The organism is Burkholderia sp. 8Y, from assembly GCF_902506145.1.
GTDB lineage: Bacteria > Pseudomonadota > Gammaproteobacteria > Burkholderiales > Burkholderiaceae > Caballeronia.
This window is the reverse complement of sequence record NZ_LR733519.1, coordinates 1555144-1577866: the sequence shown is the minus strand read 5'-3', so window position 1 is coordinate 1577866 and position 22723 is coordinate 1555144. Positions and strand designations below refer to the sequence as shown.

21 protein-coding genes are annotated in these 22723 nt (G+C 62.0%); 17 read left to right on the top strand and 4 right to left on the bottom strand.

Going from position 1 to position 22723, the window contains the following annotated elements:
* The first annotated feature begins 200 nt into the window (after positions 1-200).
* The 5 genes from GV035_RS06885 to GV035_RS06865 all read left to right on the top strand — a co-directional run bounded on the left by GV035_RS06885 (position 201) and on the right by GV035_RS06865 (position 5429).
* The gene (locus GV035_RS06885; protein ID WP_159834223.1) at positions 201-953 is read left to right on the top strand and encodes a DUF4410 domain-containing protein; all 753 of its coding nucleotides are present in this window, start codon (positions 201-203) and stop codon (positions 951-953) included.
* Positions 954-1021: 68 nt separating this feature from the next.
* Positions 1022-2293, top strand: a complete 1272-nt coding sequence (gene cls, locus GV035_RS06880; protein ID WP_159834222.1) for a cardiolipin synthase — start codon at positions 1022-1024, stop codon at positions 2291-2293.
* Between the two features lie 117 nt (positions 2294-2410).
* A complete protein-coding gene (locus tag GV035_RS06875) occupies positions 2411-4477 on the top strand; it encodes a putative bifunctional diguanylate cyclase/phosphodiesterase (RefSeq protein ID WP_159834221.1) in 2067 nt (688 codons plus the stop codon).
* 123 nt (positions 4478-4600) lie between these two features.
* Positions 4601-5044: a MarR family winged helix-turn-helix transcriptional regulator gene (locus tag GV035_RS06870; protein ID WP_159834220.1), complete on the top strand. Its 444-nt coding sequence runs from the start codon at positions 4601-4603 to the stop codon at positions 5042-5044.
* Positions 5045-5132: 88 nt separating this feature from the next.
* Positions 5133-5429: a DUF4148 domain-containing protein gene (locus GV035_RS06865; RefSeq protein WP_159834219.1), complete on the top strand. Its 297-nt coding sequence runs from the start codon at positions 5133-5135 to the stop codon at positions 5427-5429.
* A gap of 39 nt (positions 5430-5468) precedes the next feature.
* Here GV035_RS06865 and GV035_RS06860 read toward each other — a convergent pair whose 3' ends face one another.
* Together GV035_RS06860 and GV035_RS06855 are read right to left on the bottom strand one after the other, a co-directional pair.
* On the bottom strand, positions 5469-6335 hold the full coding sequence (locus tag GV035_RS06860; protein WP_159834218.1) for an EAL domain-containing protein: 867 nt from the start codon (positions 6333-6335) through the stop codon (positions 5469-5471).
* A 311-nt stretch (positions 6336-6646) separates the two neighbouring features.
* Entirely contained in the window at positions 6647-7768 is a 1122-nt protein-coding gene (locus tag GV035_RS06855) for an ABC transporter ATP-binding protein (RefSeq protein WP_159834217.1), read from the bottom strand.
* Between the two features lie 244 nt (positions 7769-8012).
* Between GV035_RS06855 and GV035_RS06850 the strand changes: the two genes are divergently transcribed.
* The 11 genes from GV035_RS06850 to GV035_RS06800 all read left to right on the top strand — a co-directional run bounded on the left by GV035_RS06850 (position 8013) and on the right by GV035_RS06800 (position 20017).
* Positions 8013-9383, top strand: coding sequence for an ABC transporter substrate-binding protein (locus GV035_RS06850; protein WP_159834216.1), 1371 nt, complete (start codon positions 8013-8015; stop codon positions 9381-9383).
* Between the two features lie 29 nt (positions 9384-9412).
* Positions 9413-10354, top strand: coding sequence for a carbohydrate ABC transporter permease (locus tag GV035_RS06845; RefSeq protein ID WP_159834215.1), 942 nt, complete (start codon positions 9413-9415; stop codon positions 10352-10354).
* Positions 10351-11232 (top strand): carbohydrate ABC transporter permease, encoded by an 882-nt coding sequence (locus GV035_RS06840; protein ID WP_236572467.1) that lies wholly within the window; start codon positions 10351-10353, stop codon positions 11230-11232. Before GV035_RS06845 ends, GV035_RS06840 begins: the two co-directional genes overlap by 4 nt.
* Positions 11233-11267: 35 nt before the next feature.
* On the top strand, positions 11268-12248 hold the full coding sequence (locus tag GV035_RS06835) for a sugar-binding transcriptional regulator (protein WP_159834214.1): 981 nt from the start codon (positions 11268-11270) through the stop codon (positions 12246-12248).
* 7 nt (positions 12249-12255) lie between these two features.
* On the top strand, positions 12256-13002 hold the full coding sequence (locus GV035_RS06830) for an SDR family oxidoreductase (protein WP_159834213.1): 747 nt from the start codon (positions 12256-12258) through the stop codon (positions 13000-13002).
* Positions 13003-13052: 50 nt separating this feature from the next.
* Entirely contained in the window at positions 13053-14087 is a 1035-nt protein-coding gene (locus tag GV035_RS06825) for an NAD(P)-dependent alcohol dehydrogenase (RefSeq protein WP_159834212.1), read from the top strand.
* A gap of 35 nt (positions 14088-14122) precedes the next feature.
* Positions 14123-15238, top strand: coding sequence for an alcohol dehydrogenase catalytic domain-containing protein (locus tag GV035_RS06820; RefSeq protein ID WP_236572466.1), 1116 nt, complete (start codon positions 14123-14125; stop codon positions 15236-15238).
* Positions 15239-15467: 229 nt separating this feature from the next.
* Positions 15468-15707: a hypothetical protein gene (locus GV035_RS06815; protein ID WP_159834211.1), complete on the top strand. Its 240-nt coding sequence runs from the start codon at positions 15468-15470 to the stop codon at positions 15705-15707.
* Positions 15708-16013: 306 nt separating this feature from the next.
* Entirely contained in the window at positions 16014-16469 is a 456-nt protein-coding gene (locus tag GV035_RS06810) for a (2Fe-2S)-binding protein (protein WP_159834210.1), read from the top strand.
* A 1-nt stretch (position 16470) separates the two neighbouring features.
* Positions 16471-18711, top strand: coding sequence for a xanthine dehydrogenase family protein molybdopterin-binding subunit (locus GV035_RS06805; RefSeq protein ID WP_159834209.1), 2241 nt, complete (start codon positions 16471-16473; stop codon positions 18709-18711).
* Positions 18712-18721: 10 nt separating this feature from the next.
* The gene (locus GV035_RS06800) at positions 18722-20017 is read left to right on the top strand and encodes a cytochrome c (RefSeq protein ID WP_159834208.1); all 1296 of its coding nucleotides are present in this window, start codon (positions 18722-18724) and stop codon (positions 20015-20017) included.
* Positions 20018-20043: 26 nt separating this feature from the next.
* Here the strand turns inward: GV035_RS06800 and GV035_RS06795 are convergent, their stop codons facing one another.
* A complete protein-coding gene (locus GV035_RS06795) occupies positions 20044-20313 on the bottom strand; it encodes a DUF1488 family protein (RefSeq protein ID WP_159834207.1) in 270 nt (89 codons plus the stop codon).
* A 321-nt stretch (positions 20314-20634) separates the two neighbouring features.
* Between GV035_RS06795 and GV035_RS06790 the strand changes: the two genes are divergently transcribed.
* Positions 20635-21060, top strand: a complete 426-nt coding sequence (locus GV035_RS06790; RefSeq protein WP_159834206.1) for a DUF3331 domain-containing protein — start codon at positions 20635-20637, stop codon at positions 21058-21060.
* Between the two features lie 151 nt (positions 21061-21211).
* On the opposite strand, the gene GV035_RS06785 is transcribed toward GV035_RS06790, so the two are convergent.
* Entirely contained in the window at positions 21212-22678 is a 1467-nt protein-coding gene (locus GV035_RS06785; protein ID WP_159834205.1) for an amidase, read from the bottom strand.
* Positions 22679-22723: the final 45 nt, after the last annotated feature.

Here is a 22723-nt window from a genome sequence, read left to right as displayed (position 1 = left end):
CGCGCACGCGTCCGACGCATGGTAGCGAGACTCGCGTGATCGCGCTCGGACGCGGCTTGACCGACGATGAACGCAATGCATGAAACCCGGCGACATAAATGCTGGATGGCGTGCCCGCGATGCATCGTCCATAGTTGCGCCACGGTGATCGACAGCCAAGCCGCAGACCGAACCTCCAGCCAACGAACCCAGGTGCCGACATGTCCCACGCAACGAACTTCTCCTCGCTCGATTCCCTCGTCCGTCACGCGCGCCGCGCCCTCGTCGCCGGACTCGTGACCGGCGTCGCGCTCTTCGCGGGCTCGGCGCGGGCGGCGGGCGCGGACGCGCAGACGGCGGCGATCGCCTCGGCCGTGCGATCGGGCACCATCTACGTGTATCCGTTCGAAAGCGAAGCGAGCGACGTGAAGCTCGACAATCACGGACTCGCATCGAAGCTCAAAACGGCGATGTCCGGCGACACCACGGCGCAACAGCAAGCGCAGGACGCACTGGCGGCGCGCGAAGCCGTGGCCGACGAAGTCGTCGCCAAGCTCCAGTCGATGGGCCTGCGCGCGGTCCGCGCCGATGTGCCGCCGCCCGACGATCAGAACGTGCTCGAAGTCGTCGGCAGCATCGACAAGATCGACGCCGGCAATCGCCGCCGCCGCATGCTGATCGGTCTCGGCGCGGGCCAGAGCAAGGTCACGGCGACGGTTCAGCTCGTCTTCAAGCCCGCGCACGGCGCGCCGCAACTGATCGAACAGTTCGATGCGAGCGCGAACAGCGGCCATGCGCCGGGCGTCGCGGAAACGGCCGGCGTGGGCGCGGTGGCGGGACACGCGGTGACTTCGCTCGCCGTCTCGGGCGGACTGCATGCGGTTTCCGAAACGAAGCGCACGGGCGTTTCATCCGACGAGCAGCGTCTGGGCGACGCCATTGCCAAGCAGATCGGACAATCCGCGCAAACCTGATGGCCCGCGCGTTCCGGAACCACATACACTAGCGGTTCCGGACGGATGTTCGCTTCGCGAGGCCCCGCATGCCGACGATTGCCCTGATTGCGTTGACCGTCGTAGCCACTGTGATCGTCGTGTTGGTGATCGCGAATCTGACGAGCGGCGAGAAGAAGATCGAACACAAGATTGAGCGGCTCTACGCGAGCGACGACCCGCAGTTCATCCGGTCGATGGGTCTTCTGCTCGGCCCGCCCGTCGTCGATGGCAACCGCTTCGAGGTGCTCGTCAACGGCGACGAAATCTTTCCCTCGATGCTCGACGGCATCCGCTCCGCGAAGAAGACGATCACCTTCGAGACCTTCATCTACTGGTCGGGCGCGATAGGCGAGGAATTCGCCGAGGCGCTGGCCGAGAAGGCGCGCGCGGGCGTCGCGGTTCACGTGCTGCTCGACTGGCTCGGCTCGGCCAAGATGGACAAACGCTACTTGCAGATACTGCGCGACGCGGGCGCCGAGGTCATCCAGTATCACAAGCCGCACCTGACGGGACTCGGCCGCATGAACGACCGCACGCATCGAAAGCTGCTCGTGATCGACGGCCGCGCGGGGTTCACGGGCGGCGTCGGTATCGCGGACGAGTGGACCGGCCATGCGCAGGACGAGAAACACTGGCGCGACACGCATTTCCGCGTGCAAGGTCCGGCGGTCGGGCAGATGCAGGCCGTCTTCATGGACAACTGGATCAAGGCCACCGGCAACGTGCTGCACGGCTCGGATTATTTCCCCGAGATCGAGCACGCGGGCGACGGCCTCGCGCACATGTTCAGCAGTTCGCCTTCGGGCGGCAGCGACGACATGCAGCTCATGTATCTGATGGCGATCACCGCCGCGACGCATACCATCGATCTGTCGAGCGCGTATTTCGTGCCGGACAAGCTGACGATCAACGCGATTGTCGAGGCGGCGCGGCGCGGCGTGCGCGTGCGCGTGATTACGCCGGGCAAGCGCATCGACACGCATACGGTGCGCGAGGCATCGCGCGCATGCTGGGGCGACCTGCTCGCGGTGGGCGTCGAAATGTACGAATATCAGCCGACGATGTTCCATTGCAAGCTGATCGTGGTGGACGACTATCTCGTTTCGGTCGGCTCCACGAATTTCGACAGCCGCTCGTTCAAACTCAACGACGAAGCGAATCTCAACATCTACGACCGCGATTTCGCGCGCCAGCAGACCGCCATTTTCGATGCCGACATCGCCCATGCGAAGCGCGTCACGCTGGAAGACTGGCGGCGGCGCGGTCTTTGGGAACGCATGCTGGAACGCGTTGTCGCACTGCTTGATCCCGAGCTGTGATGCCGAGCGCCGTGGACAAAACGTGGGCGATCCGGGATCTCTCAAGCGCCCTAAAGAATGGCTGCTTCGCGCCGATAAGACGCTTACGCAAACAAGCCCCTTTCATTCCGGCACTTCATGCACGGCACCTATAACTTCTGGCTCGTCGCGGCATCGCTCGTCGTCGCCACGCTCGCCTCGTACACGGCCCTCGACATCTCCGGCCGCATCGCGATGCTGTCGCAATCGCGCATGCGCCATGTCTGGCTCGCGGGCGGCGCGGCCTCGATGGGCGTCGGCATCTGGTCGATGCACTTCGTCGGCGTGCTGGCGTTCTCGCTGCCTATCGAACTCGGCTATGACTTCGGCATCACGGCGGCGTCGCTCGGCATCGCGATGCTGGTGTCGTTCTTCGCGCTCTCGGTCATCAACCGGCCACGGCTGACTTTCAAGCGCCTTAGCGCGAGCAGCCTCTTGATGGGCGCGGGCATCGCCGCCATGCACTACACCGGCGACGCCGCGATGCGCATGTATCCCGCCATCCAGTACGATCCGTGGCTGTTCGCGGCGTCGATCGTGATCGCGGTGGTCGCCTCGGGGGCGGCGTTGTGGATTGCACGCGTGCTGTCGAACGCGAACCAGGCGAACCTCACGAGGAAGCGCCTCGCGTCCGCGCTCGTGATGGGCGTCGCGATCACCGGCATGCACTACACGGGCAACGCGGCGGCGAATTTTCTGCCGGGCGCGATATGCGGCGCGGCCAACGACGTGGACGTGCACTGGCTCGCGACGACGGTCATGCTGTTCACGTTCGCCATCCTCATCATCACGCTCGTGCTGTCGCGCTTCGATGCGCAAAACGAGTTGCTCGCGGGTTCCGTCTCGCGTCTGCACGGGCAGATCATCCACATGGCGACGTTCGACACGCTCACGGACCTGCCTAACCGGCGCACGGTGACGGAGCGCATCGGCCGCGCGGTGAAGAACGCGGCGAATAACGGCAGCCGCTTCGCGATCCTGTTCATGGATCTGGACGGCTTCAAAACGATCAACGATTCGCTCGGCCACTCGATAGGCGACGAAGTGCTGCAAGCGTTCGCCAAGCGCCTGTTGCAATGCGTGCGCGGCGGCGATGCCGTCGGGCGGCTGGGCGGCGACGAGTTTGTGGTGGTGCTGGAAGGCATCGGCACGCCCGTCGACGCGGAGCGGCTCGCCGAGCGCATTCTCGACGCCATGAGAAAGGGCCTCGTCGTGGCGGACCATTCGCTTCAGGTGATGCCGAGCATCGGCATTGCGCTCTATCCCGAAGACGGCGATAGCGTCGAAACGCTGCTCAAGCACGCGGACGTCGCCATGTACGAGGCCAAGCGCGGCGGACGCAGCACGTACCGCTTCTTCGAGGCCAGCATGAACGAGGCGGCGGTTCGCACGCTGCAGATTCAGCAGGCGTTGCACGAGGCATTGAACGAGGGGTACTTCTACCTGCTCTTTCAGCCGAAGTTTCGCGGCGGTGGCGAACTCGCAGGCGCGGAGGCGCTGATCCGGTTGCATCATCCGCAAATCGGGTTATTGACACCGCTTGAATTCATCCCGATTGCGGAACGCTCGGGGCAGATCGTGGACATCGGGTACTGGGTTGTGCGCGAGACCTGCCGGCATATCGTGCGTTGGCGCGAGTCCGGGCGCTCGGCGGTGAAAGTGGCCATCAACCTTTCGCCGCGGCAGTTGAACGAAGCGGACCTCGTCACGCGCGTGTTGCAGATCGTGCGCGAAGAGGGCGTGCAAAGCGAACAACTGATGTTCGAAATCACCGAGTCCGTCGCGATGCAGGACGCGCCGCGCACGACCGAGATGATCCGCGCGTTTCAGGACAACGGCTGCGAAATCGCCATCGACGATTTCGGCACGGGCTATTCGAGTCTCGCGTATTTGCAGCGGTTTCGCGCCAAGCAGTTGAAGATCGACCGCTTCTTCACCAACGGACTCGATGAAAACGGGCAGGAAGGGCGCGCGATCGTGTCGGCGATCATCGCGCTTGCGCATTCGCTCGATATGGATGTCGTCGCGGAAGGCGTCGAGACGGGCACGCAGCTCGACCGCCTGCAAGACATGCGCTGCGACGAAATGCAGGGCTTCCTGCTCGCGAAGCCGCTTTCGTCCGACGCGTTCGCCATGCTGCTGGAGAGCGGCAAGGTGAATGTTTGAGGTGCCATTGCACGCAGTTCATCAGGACATCGAACGATGTGCAAAAGCGCATTGCTGCCGAGCACGTACAGCAATGTGCGCCTCTGAGCCGACACGCGGTGCGCTCGTCCCTATAATCGCCCGATGGAACCTCAACTCGACCAACGCTTCGGTTTTCTGATCGCGGACGTAGACCGCCTGTGCGGCAACCGCTTCGACGAACTCGCGAAATCGTCGCTCAATCTCACGCGCGCGCAGTGCCGCGCGCTCGCCTATCTGTCGCATTACGGCGAAGTGAATCAGGCGCGGCTCGCGTCGCTGCTCGAAGTCGCGCCGATCTCCGCCGGGCGTTTGCTCGATCGCATGGAGGAGGGCGGCTGGATCGCGCGCCGGCTCAATCCCGACGACCGCCGTGAGCGTCAGGTCCGCATGACCGCCAAGGCGCAGAGGGCGCTCGACAAGGCGCGGCGTGTCGGCGACGAGATCGCCGCCGAGGCGCTCGCGGGTCTCAGCGGTCAGGAGAAGGATCAACTGATCGCGCTGTTACAGCGTGTACGGAGCAATCTGAGCCGAATCGTGGACCGGTAACGCGTGGACCGCTTCTTGCAAGGCCGTCGTTCGCCATGCAAGCAAACGGACCGTCCGGCATCGACGGTCATCCACACCGGAGAATGTCATGCTGACTGTACGCACCGCACCGCTCGCTGTCATCGCGTTGTTCGTCGCCGCGCTCGTCACATTGCCTGCCACGCCTGCACACGCGCAGGACGCAGGCGCTTCCACGCCGAAGCAAGTCAAGAAGGCGGAGCGCAAGGCGGCACGCGCGAAGAAGAACGCCGAACTGGGTGACCTCGAAAAGAACGGCTACAACCCGTCCGGCGAGCAGACCGACTATCCGCAGAATTTGCAGAACGCCCAGCGGCGCGTCAATGCCGAGAAGGGCGGGCAGCCGGCGCCTGCATCGGCGCCCTGAGGATCGGCCGCCCACGCTTGTGAGCGTGCGCGCGGTTCTTCATGCGGCGTCCGCGAGCGGCACCGAGCGGTGCCGCGACACCTTGGCCGGCCGCGCGAGACGCGCACCGGGAACACTCCCCATGCCGAACACCGGCCGCGCGAGATAAAAGCCCTGCGCCAATGCATGCGGCCACTGAGCGAGCCATTGCGCCTGCGCCGCCGTCTCGACGCCTTCGACGACGACCGACAGCTTCAGCCGCGCCATGAGCGCGAGGACCGACGAAAAGACGGTGCGCGCATCGGGGTTGCGCGGCGCTTCGGCGAGCAATTCCTTGGCGATCTTCACGGTGCCGAAATTGATCGGGCCCAGCGCGGCAAGACACGCGAAGCCGGTGCCGAAGTCGTCCATCGCGACGTTGACGCCTCGGGCGCGCAAACGTTGCACGACCTTCGCGATCGACGGGAAGCGGGCAAGATCCTGGCTCTCGGACAACTCGACTTCGATCGACGCAGGACCAATGCCGTGATCGCGGCAGACGGCATCGAGCCGGTCCGCGAAGCCTTCGCTAGCAGCCACGGACGGCGGCACATTGATCGCGACGGGATAAGTCGCGCCGCCGCTTGCGTGCCATGTAGCGATGTCGAGCGACACGGCGTTCATCACGAAGTCGGTCACGCTGACCATGACTTCTTCATCAGCGAGGGCTTCGTGAAACGCGCCCGGCAGCAACAGCCCGAACTCGGGGTGATGCCAGCGAAGCAGGGCTTCCATTTGCGCCAGCTCGCCAGTGTCGACTCGGTAGATTCCCTGATAAGCCATGCAGAATTCGCCCGCTTCCAGGCCTTCTAGCACGCGTGCTTTCAACGCGTGACCAAATTTCGGCGCGACATGCGAAGCGTGCGAACGGAGTGTGGATGTCTTCATGCTGTGCCGCCTTGCCAATGGACCAGGCGCTTAAATGCACGACTCATGCCCGAATGGGCCATTTGTCGGCCGATTGCGTAGCGGCAACGGGAAAACCCTGATGCGTGCATCATTGAGGGGCACGCTTCGCACGCGATAACGTTTCAATCGCGATACAGGCGGGCAGCAAGAGCAAAAATTTGGCAGTGCGAGCAACGACGGCGGTAAGAAGGTGCTTACCCGCCGCCGCTGAACGAGCGCCGCCGTTTGCATTTTCTGCTGATGGTTTGGCGATTGTTTGTAATCCGCACTAGCGCACGCAATTGGCGCAGTCAGATCGTGGCCGCTTGCGCGACGGATCGCATCGGCTCGAGCGCGCTGCCGTCTTCGCTGAAGAGATGCACATGACGGATGCTGAAGCCGACGTTCAGCCGTTGACCTTCGACCGCCGTCGACTCTCCCGATCCTTTGACCTGAATCACGAGATCGTTCGGCAAGCGAACATGCAGTAGCGTCTCGCCGCCCAAGTGCTCGATCACCATGACATCGCCGGTGAGGCCGCTGTCGATATCGCCGCCGCGCTCCTCGATGAAATGCTCGGGCCGAATGCCGAGCGTGAGTGTTTCCCCCGGCTTGACCGAGGACGCGCTGAAGGGCAGCGTGAGCGGCTCTCCGCCCGGCAGTTCGATTGTCACGCCGGCGTTGTCCGCGCGCAGCACGCGCACGTCGATGAAGTTCATCTTCGGCGAACCGATGAATCCGGCCACGAAGCGATTGTGCGGCGTGCGATACAACTCCAGCGGCGAACCGATCTGCTCCACGCGCCCGTGGTTTAGCACGACGATGCGATCCGCCATGGTCATGGCTTCCGTTTGATCGTGCGTGACATAGATCATCGTCGCGTTCAACTGCTTGTGCAGCTTGATGAGTTCGAGCCGCATCTGGACGCGCAGCGCGGCATCGAGATTGGAAAGCGGTTCGTCGAACAGAAACACCTTGGGCTCGCGCACGATCGACCGCCCGATGGCCACGCGCTGACGTTGCCCGCCCGACAGTGCGCGCGGACGCCGCTCCAGCAACTGCCCGATCTGCAAAATCTCCGCCGCGCGATGCACGCGCTCTTTGATCTGCGCTTCGGGCAGCTTCAACATGCGCAGACCGAACGCAATGTTCTCGTAGACCGTCATGTGCGGATAGAGCGCATACGACTGGAATACCATTGCGACGCCGCGTTGCGAGGGCTCGAGATCGGTCACGTCTTCGCCACCGATCATCACTTGTCCGGAATCGCTTCGCTCAAGGCCCGCGATGGTGCGCAGCAACGTGCTCTTGCCGCAACCCGACGGACCCACGAAGACCATGAACTCACGGTCGGCTACTTCGATGTCGATGCCCTTCAGCACATCGGCGCCCGCAAACGCCTTGCGAATCTGCTGCAGATGGACTGCGCTCATGCGTGTCTCCTACCGGGACGAGATCAAGGCCGAACTGCTCGATGACGCGCAGTTCAGCATCGGTGGCTTCCGTCGATTTAGTTCTTGACAAGCTGTTCGGGCCAAAATATACAATTGTAAAACGCAAATTACAAGTGAAACGGCGCGGCCTCTTGCGCGTTCGGCTCACTCACCAAAGCTGGACCGAAGGAAAGAGACGAAGAATCTGCAAGCCATCACCGCTCAAGAAAAACAGGAGACAGGCATGAACAATCGATTCATCCCGGCCAGGCATGTCGGCCCTCTCAAGCACGTCGCGGCCATTGCGTTGCTCACGGCAAGCGCCGCATTCGCTGCATCGAACGCTCATGCCTGGACCCTGAAGGAAGCGGCGCAGCCGTACTCGGGCACCACCATCAAAGCCATATTCCTCGACCGTCCGGGATACAAGGCCGCAGAAACCCTGATTCCCCAGTTCGAGAAAGAGACCGGCATCAAGGTGCGCTGGGAAGTCATTCCCTACGAAAACACGCGCGAGAAGGAAGTGCTCAACTTCGTCGGCGGCGGCGATCAGGATATCGTGCTCGTCGACGTGGTGTGGATCGGTGAGTTCGCCAGCAACAAGTGGCTCGTGCCGATCAAGAAGTTCACGGACGATCCGAAGCTCGCTGATCCGAGCCTCAATCTGAAGGGCTTCTTCCCCATCCTTCTGGATTCGTTCGGCACGTGGGACAAAGTCACCTATGGCCTGCCTTTCGATAACTATTCGGGGCTCATGTTCTACAACAAGTGCATGCTGAAGGACGCGGGCTTCGACGAGCCGCCCAAGACATGGGACGATTTGTTGAACACGTATGCGCCAAAACTCACGAAGGGCGACAAGTTCGCGTTTGCATTGCAGTCGCGGCGCGGCGAAACGCAATCCGCCGACAGCTTCATGCGCGTGCTGTGGCCCAACGGCGGCTCGCTGCTGGATGCGAAGTTCAAGTCCAATCTGATGTCGCCGCAATCGCAGGCGGGCCTTGAATACCGGCAGAAGCTGATGAAATACATGCCGCCGGGCATTGTCGATTTCGACCACGCCGAAGCGGTCAATGCGCTTGCGCAAGGCCAGGTTGCGATGATTACCGAATGGTCCGCGTTCTATCCCACGCTGACCGATCCGAGCAAGTCCAAGCTCGGCAATTGCCTCGCCATCACGACGGAACCTAAAGGCCCCGCAGGTCTCAAGCCGGCGCTCGGCGGCTTCTCGCTCGCCGTCAATGCCAAGTCCAACGCGAAGAAGCAGGCCGCTTCGTGGCTCTTCATTCAATGGATCACGTCCGAGGCGATGGCGAAGCCTTATCTCGAAGCGGGAGGCGTGCCGGCGCGCATGGCCGTCTATCAGGACAAGGCCGTGCAGGACAAGTATCCGTTCGTGAAGCCGATGGTCGAATCGTGGCAAGGCGGCGTGCCGGATTATCGTCCGCGCTTCCCGGAGTGGCCCGCTGTGTCCGAAGTGATCGGCGAATGGGGCAGCAAGATGATGCTCGGGCAAGTGACGGTGAAAGAGGGCGCGCAGACCATTGGCCAGAAGACCGAGGACATCCTGAAGAAAGCGGGCTATTACGACGGCAAAAAGCCGCTCTTGAAGTAAGCGCGACGATCAGGAACCGGAGACGACGGATGGCGAACAGCACTGCAACTCCCGTGACGCCCGCACGAGGTCCGCGCAAGGGCGCACGGCGCTTGCGAGTGCTGCCGCGCTCGCCTGCATTCTGGTTCCTGATTCCCGCTATCTTCGCGCTGGCGGTGATCGGCATCTATCCGCTATTGCTTGCGCTCTATAACTCGCTTCACCAGTACAAGCTCGCAGATCTCGCAGCGGGTACGCCGTTCATCGGCATCGACAATTACGTGGCGACGCTCTCGGACCCCTCGTTCTGGGGCGCGCTCGGACGCACGGCGTTGTTCCTTTGTCTGACGCTGCCGATCGAAGTCGCGCTCGGTCTCTTTGCGGCGCTGATGCTGCATCGCACGGACGTGCGCTTCATGCGGGCAGCGGCGCGTGTCAGTCTCGTCATTCCGATGGCGACCACGTATGCGGTCGTCGGTCTCATCGGCCGGCTGATATTCAACCGGCAGTTCGGCGTGGCGAACTATCTGACGGGTTTCTTCGGCATTCCGCCGCAAGACTGGCTGGCCGATCCGACGCTCGCATTCGTATCCGTGATGATCATGGATATCTGGCAATGGACGCCGTTTTGCGCACTCATCATGCTGGCGGGGCTTTCGATGGTGCCCAAGGAAGCGGAAGAAGCCGCGCGCCTCGAAACGCCCAAGTGGAGCATGATTCTCTGGCATCTTCAGCGGCCGTATCTGTTGCCGGGCTTGACCGCCATTCTGATTCTTCGTTCAGCGGACATGCTCAAGATGTTCGACGCCGTCTTCACCATGACGCGCGGCGGTCCCGGCACCGCGACCGAGTTCATCAGCGTCTATATCCAGCGCGTGGGCTTTCGGCTCTTCGATCAAGGCATGGCGTCGGCGCAAGCCATCATTCTGCTCATTCTGACGATCGTGCTTTCGCGTCTCTACATTCGCTTTGTTTATCGGGAGGCCGCGTGAGTACATCGGCTTTGCAAACCGCAACGAGCGGCACGAGTCAGCGCGCGAGGCGTGCGCGCGCCGCACGAAAACGCGCAACGGTATGGCACTTTATCGGGCTCGTGATAGTGTTCCTGTCGTCCGTGTTCCCGTTCTACTGGATGGTCACGACGAGCCTCAAGAGCCAGGCCGATGCGCTCGCGTATCCGCCCAAGTGGCTGTTCAGTCCGACGCTTCACCACTATTCCGCCGCACTGTTCGAGCATGACGTGGCAGGGAGCCTGCTGAATTCACTCATCATCGCCACGTCCACGACGGTGCTCGCCATTCTGCTCGGCACGCCTGCCGCCTATGCGCTCGCACGCTATGAGTTTCGCGGCAAGGAAGACCTGTGGTTCTGGTTTATCTCGAACCGCATGGTGAGTCCCGTCGTGCTCGCGGTGCCGTTCTTCCTCATCGCGACGAAGCTCGATCTCGTCGATACGCATGTCGTGCTCATCTTGCTGTATCTGACGTTCTCGCTGCCTATCGTCGTATGGATATGCACCGACCAGTTTCGCAATATTCCTGTCGAACTTGACGAAGCCGCGCGGCTGGATGGCGCGTCGCCGTGGCGCGTGTTCTGGCGCATCAATCTGCCGCTCGCGATGCCGGGCATCGTCGTCTCGGCCATCTTCGCGTTCATCTTCTCGTGGAACGATCTGCTTTACGCACTCGTCCTGACGCGTACCGATGCGATCACATCGCCCGTTGCGGCGACGAGCTACATGAGCGGCTACGAGTTGCCGTGGGGCGAGATCATGGCGACCGGCACGCTGATCGTGCTGCCCATGGTGGTGTTTGCGTTGCTCGTCTCGGGCCGGCTCGTACAAGGGCTCACGATGGGCGCGGTGAAGTAGACTCGCGCCTTTTACAGTGTGACCACAGTGAGAACATGAGCAAGACAGCGCCGTCCATTGCCGTTGCAGAGACAGACGAGTCCATCGACTCGGAAGAGGAATTGCAGGCGCGCGTCGCCTGGCATTACTACGTCGGTAATTTGACGCAGCAGGAAATCGCGCAGCGCATCGGCAGTAATCGTGTGCGGGTGAATCGGCTGCTTGCGGCAAGCCGCGAATCGGGGCTGGTGCAGATCACCATCAACAGCAAGATCGCGCCGTGCGTGGCGCTCGAAAACATGCTGGAGCGGCGCTTCGGGCTGGAATGCGCGGTCGTCGTGCCGACAGGCGCCAACACGGAAGCGAATAACGCGGCGCTCGGCATTGGCGCGGCATCGTACTTTGCGAAGCAGATCGTCGCGGGGCAAACCATTGGACTGGGCTGGGGCCGCACCATTCGCGCGGTTCTGCGCGCGATGCCGCAACGCAGCTACGGCGCGGTATCGGCTGTGTCGCTGCAAGGCGGCTTGTCGCATTGCCCGAGCATCAATACCTTCGATATCGTCTCCGACTTCGCGAACATCTGTCGCGCTGATGGTTATCTCTTTGCAGCGCCCATCTATGTCAGCAGTCAGAAGGCGCGCGACGTGATCTTGCAGGAAGGGACCGTGCGCGAAACCTACGAACTCGCGCGCAGTGCGGACCTTGCGCTGCTCACGTGCGGCGATCTCACGGAGTCGCTTGTCGTGACGTACGGCATCGACAACCCCGACCAGTTGCGCACGCTCGAAGAGGCCGGCGCGGTGGGCGACATGCTCGGTCATTTCATGGATGAAGACGGCGAGTTGATCGACCATCCGCTAAATCGCCGCACGGTGGCGATCACGCTGGAAGACTTGCGCAAGATTCGCCGCGTAATTCTGGTGAGCGGCGGAGCCAAGAAGTTTCATGTCACGCGTGCGGCTTTGCGCGGGCGCTATCCGTCGGTGCTCGTGACCGATGAAGATACCGCGCGACGCCTGTGCGACGAACCCTGAATAGCTCATGACCACGATCGACAGGAACCGGGAGTTTGCAGGGAAGACCGTGCTCGTTACGGGCGCGGGAAAAGGCATCGGCCGTGCGACGGTGCATGTGCTGATCGAGCGCGGCGCACGGGTAATTGCGTTGAGCCGCAGCGGAGCCGATCTGTCCGCGCTTGCGAGCGAAACGGGCTGCGAGACCATCGCCGTCGATCTTGCCGATGCCAGCGCCGCACGGGAAGCCGCCCGCGCGGCGCAACCGGTCGATTTGCTGGTCAACTGCGCGGGCCTGGTCGAGTTGCAGCCGTTTCTCGATACCACGGTGGACGCGTTCGACCTCACGATGCACGTCAACGTGCGCGCCGCGATGATCGTGGCGCAGGCGTGCGCGAAGGGCATGATTGCGCGCGGGACGGGCGGGGCGATCGTGAACGTATCGAGTCTGTCGGCGACCGTGGGCTTGCCACTGCATGCATCGTATTGCGCATCCAAGGGTGCGCTCGACGCGATGACGCGCGTGATGGCTGTCGAACTGGGACCGCACGGCATTCGCGTGAACGCAGTGAATCCGGTGGTGACGATGACGCCGATGGCCGAGAAAGCATGGAGCGACCCCGCCAAATCAGGCCCCATGCTCGACCGCATTCCGCTTAACCGCTTCGTGCAGCCCGTGGAAGTGGCGCGCACCATCGCCTATCTGCTCGGCGACGATTCGAGCATGGTGAGCGGCGTCAGCCTCGCAATCGACGGCGGCTTTCAGGCGGGATGAATTTCATACGCCATTCAATCGGCTCAACCGAACAGCACGAAGGAACGACAATGGAAGCACTGGTTCTCGAAGAAGCACGCCGTATCAGCTTGCGCCCGTTCAGCTTGCCGCAAGTCGTGGGGCCGCGCGATGTACGCATACGCATTCACACGGTCGGCATTTGCGGCAGTGACGTTCACTACTATCAACATGGCCGCATCGGTCCTTTTGTCGTCAACGAGCCGATGGTGTTGGGGCATGAGGCGTCCGGCACGGTGGTGGAAGTTGGCGAGGAGGTGACGCATCTGAAGGCGGGCGATCGCGTATGCATGGAACCGGGCGTGCCAGATATGGAATCGCGTGCATCGCGCGAAGGTCTGTACAACCTCGATCCGAAAGTGCGCTTCTGGGCCACGCCGCCGGTGCACGGTTGTCTCGCGCCCTACGTCGTGCATCCTGCTGCTTTCACTTACAAGCTGCCGGATAACGTCAGCTTTGCCGAAGGGGCAATCGTCGAGCCGCTTTCCATCGGATTGCAGGCCGCGAAGAAAGCCGCGATCAAGCCCGGCGATGTCGCGGTCGTGCTGGGCGCGGGCACTATCGGCATGATGTGCGCGCTCGCGGCGCTGGCTGGTGGATGCAGCCGCGCGATCGTCTGCGATCTCGTGCAGGAGAAGCTTGATCTCATCGGCGCGGTGCAGGGCGTGACCGCGGTGAATATTCGCGACGAGCGCGTGCAGGACGTCGTTGCGCGGCTCACCGATGACTGGGGCGCGAATATCGTGTTCGAGGCGAGCGGCAACGAGAAGGCGTTCGAAGGCATTGTCGATCTGCTGTGCCCGGGCGGCTGTCTCGTGCTCGTGGGCATGCCTCAGCGCGCCATTCCGCTGGATGTCGTCGCGGTGCAGATCAAGGAAGCGCGCATCGAATCCGTGTTCCGCTACGCCAACATCTTCCCGCGCGCCATCCAGCTCATTGCATCGGGCAAGCTCGATGTAAAGCCCTTTATCTCGCGGACCTTCCCGTTCGCCGAAGGCATCAAGGCGTTCGAAGAGGCGGCAAGCGGCGTGCCGACGGATGTGAAGGTGCAGATCGTCATGGAATGACGAATCCATAACCAGACTTGACGGGAGACGCGAGCATGAGCACGGCATCGACTGATGAATCGACTGACGCATCGACTGACAACAGTGGCGAAATGACGGCTATCGTATGCCGCGCACCGAAGGATTATCGCGTGGAGCGCGTGCAGCGTCCCCGCGCCGGCCGTAATGAAGCAGTCATTCGCATCGCTGCATGCGGCATCTGCGCGAGCGATTGCAAGTGCTGGTCGGGCGCCAAGATGTTCTGGGGCGGCCCGAGCCCGTGGGTCAAAGCGCCGGTTATACCCGGGCATGAGTTCTTCGGTTATGTGGAAGAACTCGGCGAGGGCGCGGCCGAGCACTTCGGCGTGCAGGTCGGCGACCGCGTGATTGCCGAGCAGATCGTGCCTTGCGCGAAGTGCCGCTATTGCAAGTCGGGCCAGTACTGGATGTGCGAAGTGCATAACATCTTCGGCTTCCAGCGCGAAGTCGCGGACGGCGGCATGGCCGAATACATGCGCTTTCCGCCGACCGCTATCGTCCATAAGATACCGGACGGTATCTCGATCGAAGACGCCGCGATCATCGAACCTCTCGCATGTGCGATTCACACGGTCAATCGCGGCGACATTCAGTTGAGCGATGTCGTCGTGATCGCGGGAGCGGGCCCGCTCGGATTGATGATGGTGCAGGTTGCGCATCTCAAGACGCCGAAGAATCTCGTCGTCATCGATCTTGTCGATGAACGCCTCGAACTTGCACGCGAATACGGCGCGGACGTCACGATCAATCCGAAGACCGACAATGCGCTCGACACGATTCGCGCGATTACGGATCAATACGGCTGCGATGTGTATATCGAAACCACCGGTTCGCCTTCGGGCGTTTCGCAAGGGCTGGAGTTGATTCGCAAGCTCGGGCGCTTTGTCGAGTTCTCGGTGTTCGGCGGCGATACGACCGTGGACTGGTCGATCATCGGCGATCGCAAGGAACTGGACGTGCGCGGCGCGCATCTCGGTCCGTATTGTTATCCGATCGCCATCGATCTTCTTTCACGCGGGCTCGTGACATCGAAGGGTATCGTCACGCACGGCTTCACGCTCGAAGAGTGGGACGCGGCCATCGAAGTCGCCAATTCGCTAGATTCCATCAAGGTGCTGCTGCGGCCGAAGTGATAGGCAAGCAGGCTTGGTGATAGAAGGTCTATCCATGCGCGGAAGGCGCTCGCAGCGCAGTCCGCTTATTCCGTTTCTCGCGCAGCCGTCCGCGAGGGCCGGCGAGCCACGCATCTTTCAAACTTCAGGCGCATACTCGGCGCACCTGTCGAATGCGACAGGTGCGCCGCTTGCTCTCGTAGTCATCAAACTTATTCGCCGCTGAGCACCGCTCTCACAGGACACGGCAGTGAATGCAATCTTCCATCTTCGGGTGGTGTCCGGCGCGCTTTCTGGGTGCGCTGAGGACGGCATCCGGATTCACATCGCGCCCGGCATCTATCGCGTGCATCACGAGAACGACACGCTTGAGTTCGTCGATGCCGATCCGCGCATGCGCGGCACCGTTAGCGTGGATTTGCGCGAATACGGCGAGATTGGCGCCTTCCCGGATGAACTTACGCGCAATGGCCTGACAGAAATCGTCTGAAGCATTGCGGACTCGTTTTCGTTTATTTCAATCTGCAACTAACGGTCTTTCGCGCGACCGCACGACGAGTTCGACAAAGCCGCCGCATCATCAACTGAACGTTGGAATCAATCGGACATCGTCCGAGCCGGTTTTTAAAACCGAGGCTACAATCCCCTGTCCTCGACATGCCACCCATCAGTGTCGCCGCGTCGGGTCGCGTAAAGCACACGCGTCAACGCATGGCACTGGCAGGCGCCGCTGCTGTCGCACGCAGCCCGCCATCGCACTATCCGCTAAAACTCAACGCTCAAGCCGGAACCGCCCATGACGACGCTTTCCATCAACGGCCAATCACACACTGTCGATGCGCCCCCAGACATGCCGCTTCTTTGGGTATTACGCGATCTGGTCGGCTTGACCGGCACGAAATTCGGTTGCGGCATCGCGCAATGCGGCGCGTGCACCGTGCATCTGGATGGCGTCGCCATGCGTTCGTGCGTGCTGCCGGTCGCGGCCATCGGCGATAAGAAGATCACGACGATCGAAGCCGTCGGTGCAACAGCCGCAGGCAAGAAAGTGCAGGACGCATGGAATCAGCTCGATGTCGTTCAATGCGGCTATTGTCAGTCCGGACAGGTGATGTCGGCTGCCGCATTGATCGCAGCGGTGCCGAATCCGACCGACGCCGATATCGACGCCGCCATGACCGGCAACATCTGCCGCTGTGGGACGTACAACCGCATTCGCGCGGCGATCAAGCAAGCAGCGAAGGGAGCGTGACATGTCGCGAGGACTACTCGAAGCGGGACGTCATGCGGCTCCCGCCGGATTTTCACGCCGTTCATTTCTCAAGCTGGGGCTCACAGCCGGCGTCACGGCAAGCGGTGGATTCCTCATCGGCTTCAGCGTACCCGCCGTCAGCCAGGATCAGGGCCGAGGCAAGTCGGTCATTGGCGGCGAGGGCGTCGAAGGGCCTCAAACGGGCGTATTCGCGCCCAACGCCTTCGTGCAGATCGACAAGGCCGGCAAGGTCGTGCTCATCATTCCGAAGGTCGAGATGGGCCAGGGCGTCTATACGTCCTTGCCGATGCTCATTGCCGAAGAACTCGAAGTGCCAATCGATAGCGTCACCATCGATCATGCGCCGCCTGACGAAAAGCTTTTCATGGACCCGCTGTTGGGCGGTCAGTTGACAGGCGGCTCCACGTCCGTGCGCTATGCGTGGGAGCCCATGCGCAAGGCAGGCGCGGCGGCGCGCATGATGCTCGTGGCGGCGGCCGCGCAGCAATGGCAATGCGATGCATCGACATGCCATGCGCAAGGCGGCAAAGTGGTGCATGCGTCCGGCGACCGCAGCGCAAGCTACGGCGAACTCGTGCAAGCGGCGGCAAGCATGCCGGTTCCGCAAGACAAGGACATCAAGCTCAAGGACCCTAAAGACTTCAAGATCATCGGCACGCAAGTGAGGCGCCTCGATTCGCCGGAAAAGGTGGATGGCACGGCGGTCTTCGGGCTGGATGTGCGTTTGCCGGATATGGTCTATGCGGCCATCGTCAATTGTCCGGTATTCGGCGGCAAACTCGCTTCCGTCGACGACACCCACGCCAGAAAAATCCCCGGCGTGCGGCAAGTAATCAAGTTCGATAACGGCGTCGCGGTTATCGGCGATCACACGTGGGCGGCCAAACGCGGCGCCGCGGCGCTCGCCATTCATTGGTACGAGGGCGCTGACGCCAACGTATCGATGAAGCAGATCGTCGACGAGCTGGCGACTGCATCGCAGAAAGAAGGCGCGGTCGCCCGAAAGGATGGCGATGTCGGCAAGGCGTTCGGCAATGCCAAGACTCGCATCGATGCGGTCTATCAACAGCCGTTCCTCGCTCATGCCACGATGGAGCCGGTCAACTGCACCGTGCACGTGCGCCCGGACGGCTGCGACATCTGGCTCGGCTCGCAAGTGCCGACGCGCATCGTCGACGCAGGCGTCGCCATTACCGGGCTGCCGCGCGAGAAGATCGTCCTGCATAACCATCTGCTCGGCGGCGGCTTTGGCAGGCGGCTCGAAGTCGACATGGCGACACAGGCGCTCAAGATCGGCAAGCAGATCGGCGTGCCGGTGAAAGTGACGTGGTCGCGCGAGGAAGACATTCAGCACGACATGTACCGCCCGTATTACTACGACAAGCTCTCCGCTGGTCTCGATGCGAATGGCAAGCCGGTTGCGTGGACGCATCGCATCGTGGGCTCATCGATCATGGCGAGATTCGCGCCGCCCGCCTACAAGAACGGCATCGACCCGGACGCCATCGAAGTCGCCGCCGATCTTCCGTATGACCTGCCGAATCAGGTGATCGAATATGTGCGTCATGAGCCGCGGCATGTGCCGACTGCTTTCTGGCGCGGCGTGGGGCCGACGCGCGGCACGTTCGTCGTCGAGAGCTTCATCGACGAACTCGCGGCACAAGCCAAAGTCGATCCCGTGCAATACCGGCGTGATCTGCTCGGCAAGACACCGCGTGCGCGCAACGTACTCGATGTCGCCACGCAAGCGGCCGGGTGGGGCAAGCAGTCCATGCCGCAAGGCCAGGGACGTGGCGTATCCGTCATGCATGCGTTCGGCAGCTTCTTTTCGATGGTCGCCGATGTCACCGTGAACAAGGACGGCGAGGTGCGCGTGAATCGCATCGTGTGCGCGGTGGATTGCGGCATGGTCGTCAATCCCAATACCGTGGAAGCGCAAGTGCAGGGCGGCATCATCTTTGGGATTACAGCGGCGCTGTATAGCGAAATCACCATTAAGGACGGCCGCGTCCAGCAGAGCAATTTCACCGACTACCGCATGCTGCGCATCGACGAAACGCCGCCTATCGAAGTGCATATCGTCAAGAGCACGGAAGCGCCGGGGGGAATCGGAGAGCCGGGCACGGCGGCGCTCGCGCCCGCGATCACCAATGCGATCTACGCCGCCACGGGCAAGCGCCTCAGGCAATTACCCGTCGGCAACCAGTTGCGCAGCGCCTAAGGAGACAGCCATGAAATTCGCCCTCAAGCCTTTCACGGCCGCGTTCCTTGCAGCGAATGTCGCGCTTGCGGCAGTGCCTTCGGCTGCGCACGCCGATACGTCGAATGACACACTCGTCACGCGCGGCGCTTACCTTGCCAAAGCCGGCGATTGCATTGCCTGTCACTCGGCGCCGCGCGGCAAGCCCATGGCAGGCGGCTTGCCGATGACGACACCGCTTGGCGCGATCTATACGACGAACATCACGCCGGACCCGGACACGGGCATCGGCCGCTATAGCGAAGCGGACTTCGCACGCGCGCTGCGCGAAGGCGTCGCCAAGGACGGCCACAATCTCTATCCGGCGATGCCTTACCCCTCGTACGCGAAGATCAACAATGAGGACATGCACGCGCTTTATGCGTACTTCATGCATGGCGTGACGCCGGTGAAACAGGCGAATCGCGCATCCGATATCAAGTGGCCGCTCAATATGCGCTGGCCGCTCAAGCTTTGGAACGCGGTGTTCCTCGACAAAGGCGTCTATCAGGACAAGCAGGGCAAGGACGTGGCATGGAATCGCGGCGCTTATCTGACTCAAGGGCTCGGGCACTGCGGAGCGTGCCATACGCCGCGTGGGATCGCGTTCCAGGAGAAGGGGCTCGACGAGAGCAGCAATACCTACTTGACGGGCGGTGTACTCGACAACTGGTTCGGATCGAACTTGACGGGCGAGCACAATACCGGCCTCGGGCGCTGGTCGGAACAAGACCTCGCCGCGTTCCTGAAGACCGGCGCGAACGCGCACGCAACGGCATTCGGTTCGATGACGAGCGTGATCAACAACAGCACGCAATCCCTTAGCGACGGCGACATCACTGCGATGGCGCACTACCTGAAGTCATTGCCGGCAGCGGGCGGCAACGGCAATGCGCCTTATTCATACGATTCGAAAGCGACGAAGGTGTCTTTGATACGGCCGCCGGCGTCCGACTCCGGCGCGCGCGTTTATGCGGCGTTCTGCATGCATTGTCATGGCATCGACGGCCGGGGCTTTGCGCCGATGCTTGCGCCGCTTGCGGGCAATCCGAATCTGCTGGAGAAAGATGCTTCTTCGCTTATCAATGTGACGCTGAATGGCACCGAGGATCTCGTCATTCAAGGGCTGCCGGCGCCGTATCCGATGCCTCGCTACGCGCCGGTTCTGAACGATCAGCAGATAGCGGATGTAGTGACTTTTATTCGCGGCGCATGGAACAACAATATGCCGGCGGTGCAGGCTGAAGCCGTCGCGAAGATGCGCAAAGCAACCCAGGCGGCCCGTTAGCCGCCTGTTTTTGCCGATCGATTTCGTCAGGAGCAAAAATCGATCACGTCGAGCTGGATCGAATTCGACGGGTGCGCTAAGAACTTACGATGGACGCGGGCGCTGATGCGCTCGTAGCCGTCGTTCAACGCTTTGAGAAGGCGTTCGTCGCTCGCGCCGACGGGCGCCCAGAAGCATTGTTCCAGCGCCTTGCGCGTGATGTTGCAGTGAATCTCCCGTTCACGGGAAAAAGCGACAAAGCTGACGGAAGCGCGGTCCGCTGAAATGGTCGCATTAATGCAGAGCTTGCTTGTCATGATTCGACAGGAGGTTTGCGTTTCGCTGGTTTTATTTTGTCAGAAATCGGGGAGCGTGCGCGTTCTCGTTCCGCTGCAACGTACGGCAGCCGCCATATGCCCCGCGACTCTTCATCGAACGTTCGTTCGTTTCCATCACAGCAGTCACGCGCTCGACAAAACCCGGGCAAGAAAATAAAACGCGTTTTGCTGAGGTGTACTACCCTTAAAACGGTCTTCGTTCAAGCGGGCGCACTCGCGACAGGTCGCGCCGGCAGCATTTTCCAAAACGTTCACACGTAATGCGAGACGGGCGCGCATTGCGGCACTCCGGAGCGGAGCATGAAGCATCTCTCTCTGATGGATCCGTGGAGCCGTACCCTCGACATGCTCGACGATCGGTCGAGCCGCCGCAGTCGTTCGAACAAGGCGGCATCGCCGTTTTCGCTGTCTGCTGGCGGCGGCTGTGCAAGCGTGAGTGCACCGAATGGCCACGCGCCTTCTGCGAACATTCGATTGCTCGAACGGTTGAGCGAATCGACGCTCGCGCTCTCGTGGCACGATCCGACATCGTTCAACTACTCGGAGCAAGTGTGGGCGCTGTGCACCGCGCGCAAGGGCGGGGTATGCGCGTTGAGCGGCCAGGCTATCCGACGCGGCCAGCCCGTCTACCGCCCGCGGCGAGTAGGCAGCTCGGTGCCGCTTAACAGTGGGGCGATGATATTGGCGCTCGCGCTTTCTTCTGGCGATCTTGAAGCGAGCGAGTAGTCGCGCCGACGTGCATGGAGGATCACTCGCGGTTTCAAGGCCGCTTCGTCGCTATCGGAAGATGCCTATTCGTCGTTGGGCTGACACCTAGTCGTATGCAGCGGTTATCAACGCATCGCTGCATACGACAGTAACAGGCGGTTCAATTGCCTTAGCCGAGCAAGGTGCTTTTCATTCGCGAATAGCCGCTGGCACGATCATAAGCAAGCCCCATCTGTAACACCGCAAGGTCCGTCTGCGTCGGACCGATGATCTGCAAGCCGGCCGGCAGACCGTTCGGCCCGAGCCCGGCGGGCGCGCATAGCGCCGGCAACGATGCCATGGTTGCAGGAACGACCGCTTCCATCCAGCGGTGATACGTGTCCATTGCCCGCTCGCCGATCGAATGCGGCCAGTGCATCGCGGCATCGAACGGAAAGACCTGCGTCGCGGGCATCACGAGGAAGTCGAAGCGCGTAAAGAGCGCGTTGATCGCCCGATACCATGCCGAGCGTTCGCGCACGGCATCATAGACGTCTTCTCCTGAAAGGCGCAGGCCGCGCTCGATTTCCCACACGGCTTCCGGTTTGAGTTTCGCGCGCCTGGCCTCATCGCGATAGAGCGGCGCATTGGCGCCCGCGAACGTGAAGCTGCGCAAGTCCAGCCATGCTTGCCATAACCGTTCCATTTGGAAGTCCACGCGCGCCGCTTCCACCGAGCACCCCGCCGTTTCGAAGCGGCGCATGGCATGGGCGCAGGTTTCGAGCAAGCCGGCTTCCATCGGCAGGTGGCCATCGAGGTCTGCGAGCCACCCAATACGCGTGCCTTGCATGTCGCGTTCGAGCACGGACGTGAAGTCAGAAGGCGTGTCGTTTCGGCGAGAAAGCGGCGCACGCGCATCGAAGCCGGCCTGCACCGACAGCAGCAAGCCGAGATCTTCGATCGTCCGCGCGATCGGGCCGACGACGCTGAACTGCTGAAAGAAGACATCATCGGCAGGGCCATAGGGCACACATCCGGGCGAGGTGCGAAAGCCGAACACATTGTTGAATGCGGCGGGCGTGCGCAGTGAGCCCATCATGTCGGTGCCATCGGCGAAAGGGAGCATGCGCAGCGCGACGGCAACCGCTGCGCCTCCACTGCTTCCCCCCGCCGACCGGGACGGATTGAACGCATTGCGCGTCGTCCCGTACACCGGGTTATAGGTATGGCCGCCCAAGCCGAATTCCGGCGAGTTCGTGCGCCCGATGAAGAGGGCGCCGGCTTGCCGCACACGTTCGAACACGATGGCGTCCGCTTGACTGACTTCGCCTGCGAAGAGGGGCGAGCCCTTGGTCGTTACCATGCCTTCGACCGGCAGAATATCTTTGGGCGCTTGCGGGAATCCGTGCAAAGGCCCGAGACTTTCGCCGCGCGATAACTGCGCGTCGCGTTCCAGCGCGAGCGCAAGAAGCGCATCGCGATCTTGCAGGGCGACGATCGCATTGACTTGCGGATTCAAACGGTCCACTTGCGCGAGATAGGCCCGCATGACGTCGACGCATGAGACGTCGCGGGCATGGATGGCTTTCGATAAAGCGCAGGCGTCCAGCGAAACGATGTCATTCAGCGGAAGCGAATCGGGATGTGTCGTGGGCATCGCGTCTCACCAAGGGGTCAATGAATCTACCGACGATGGTTACAG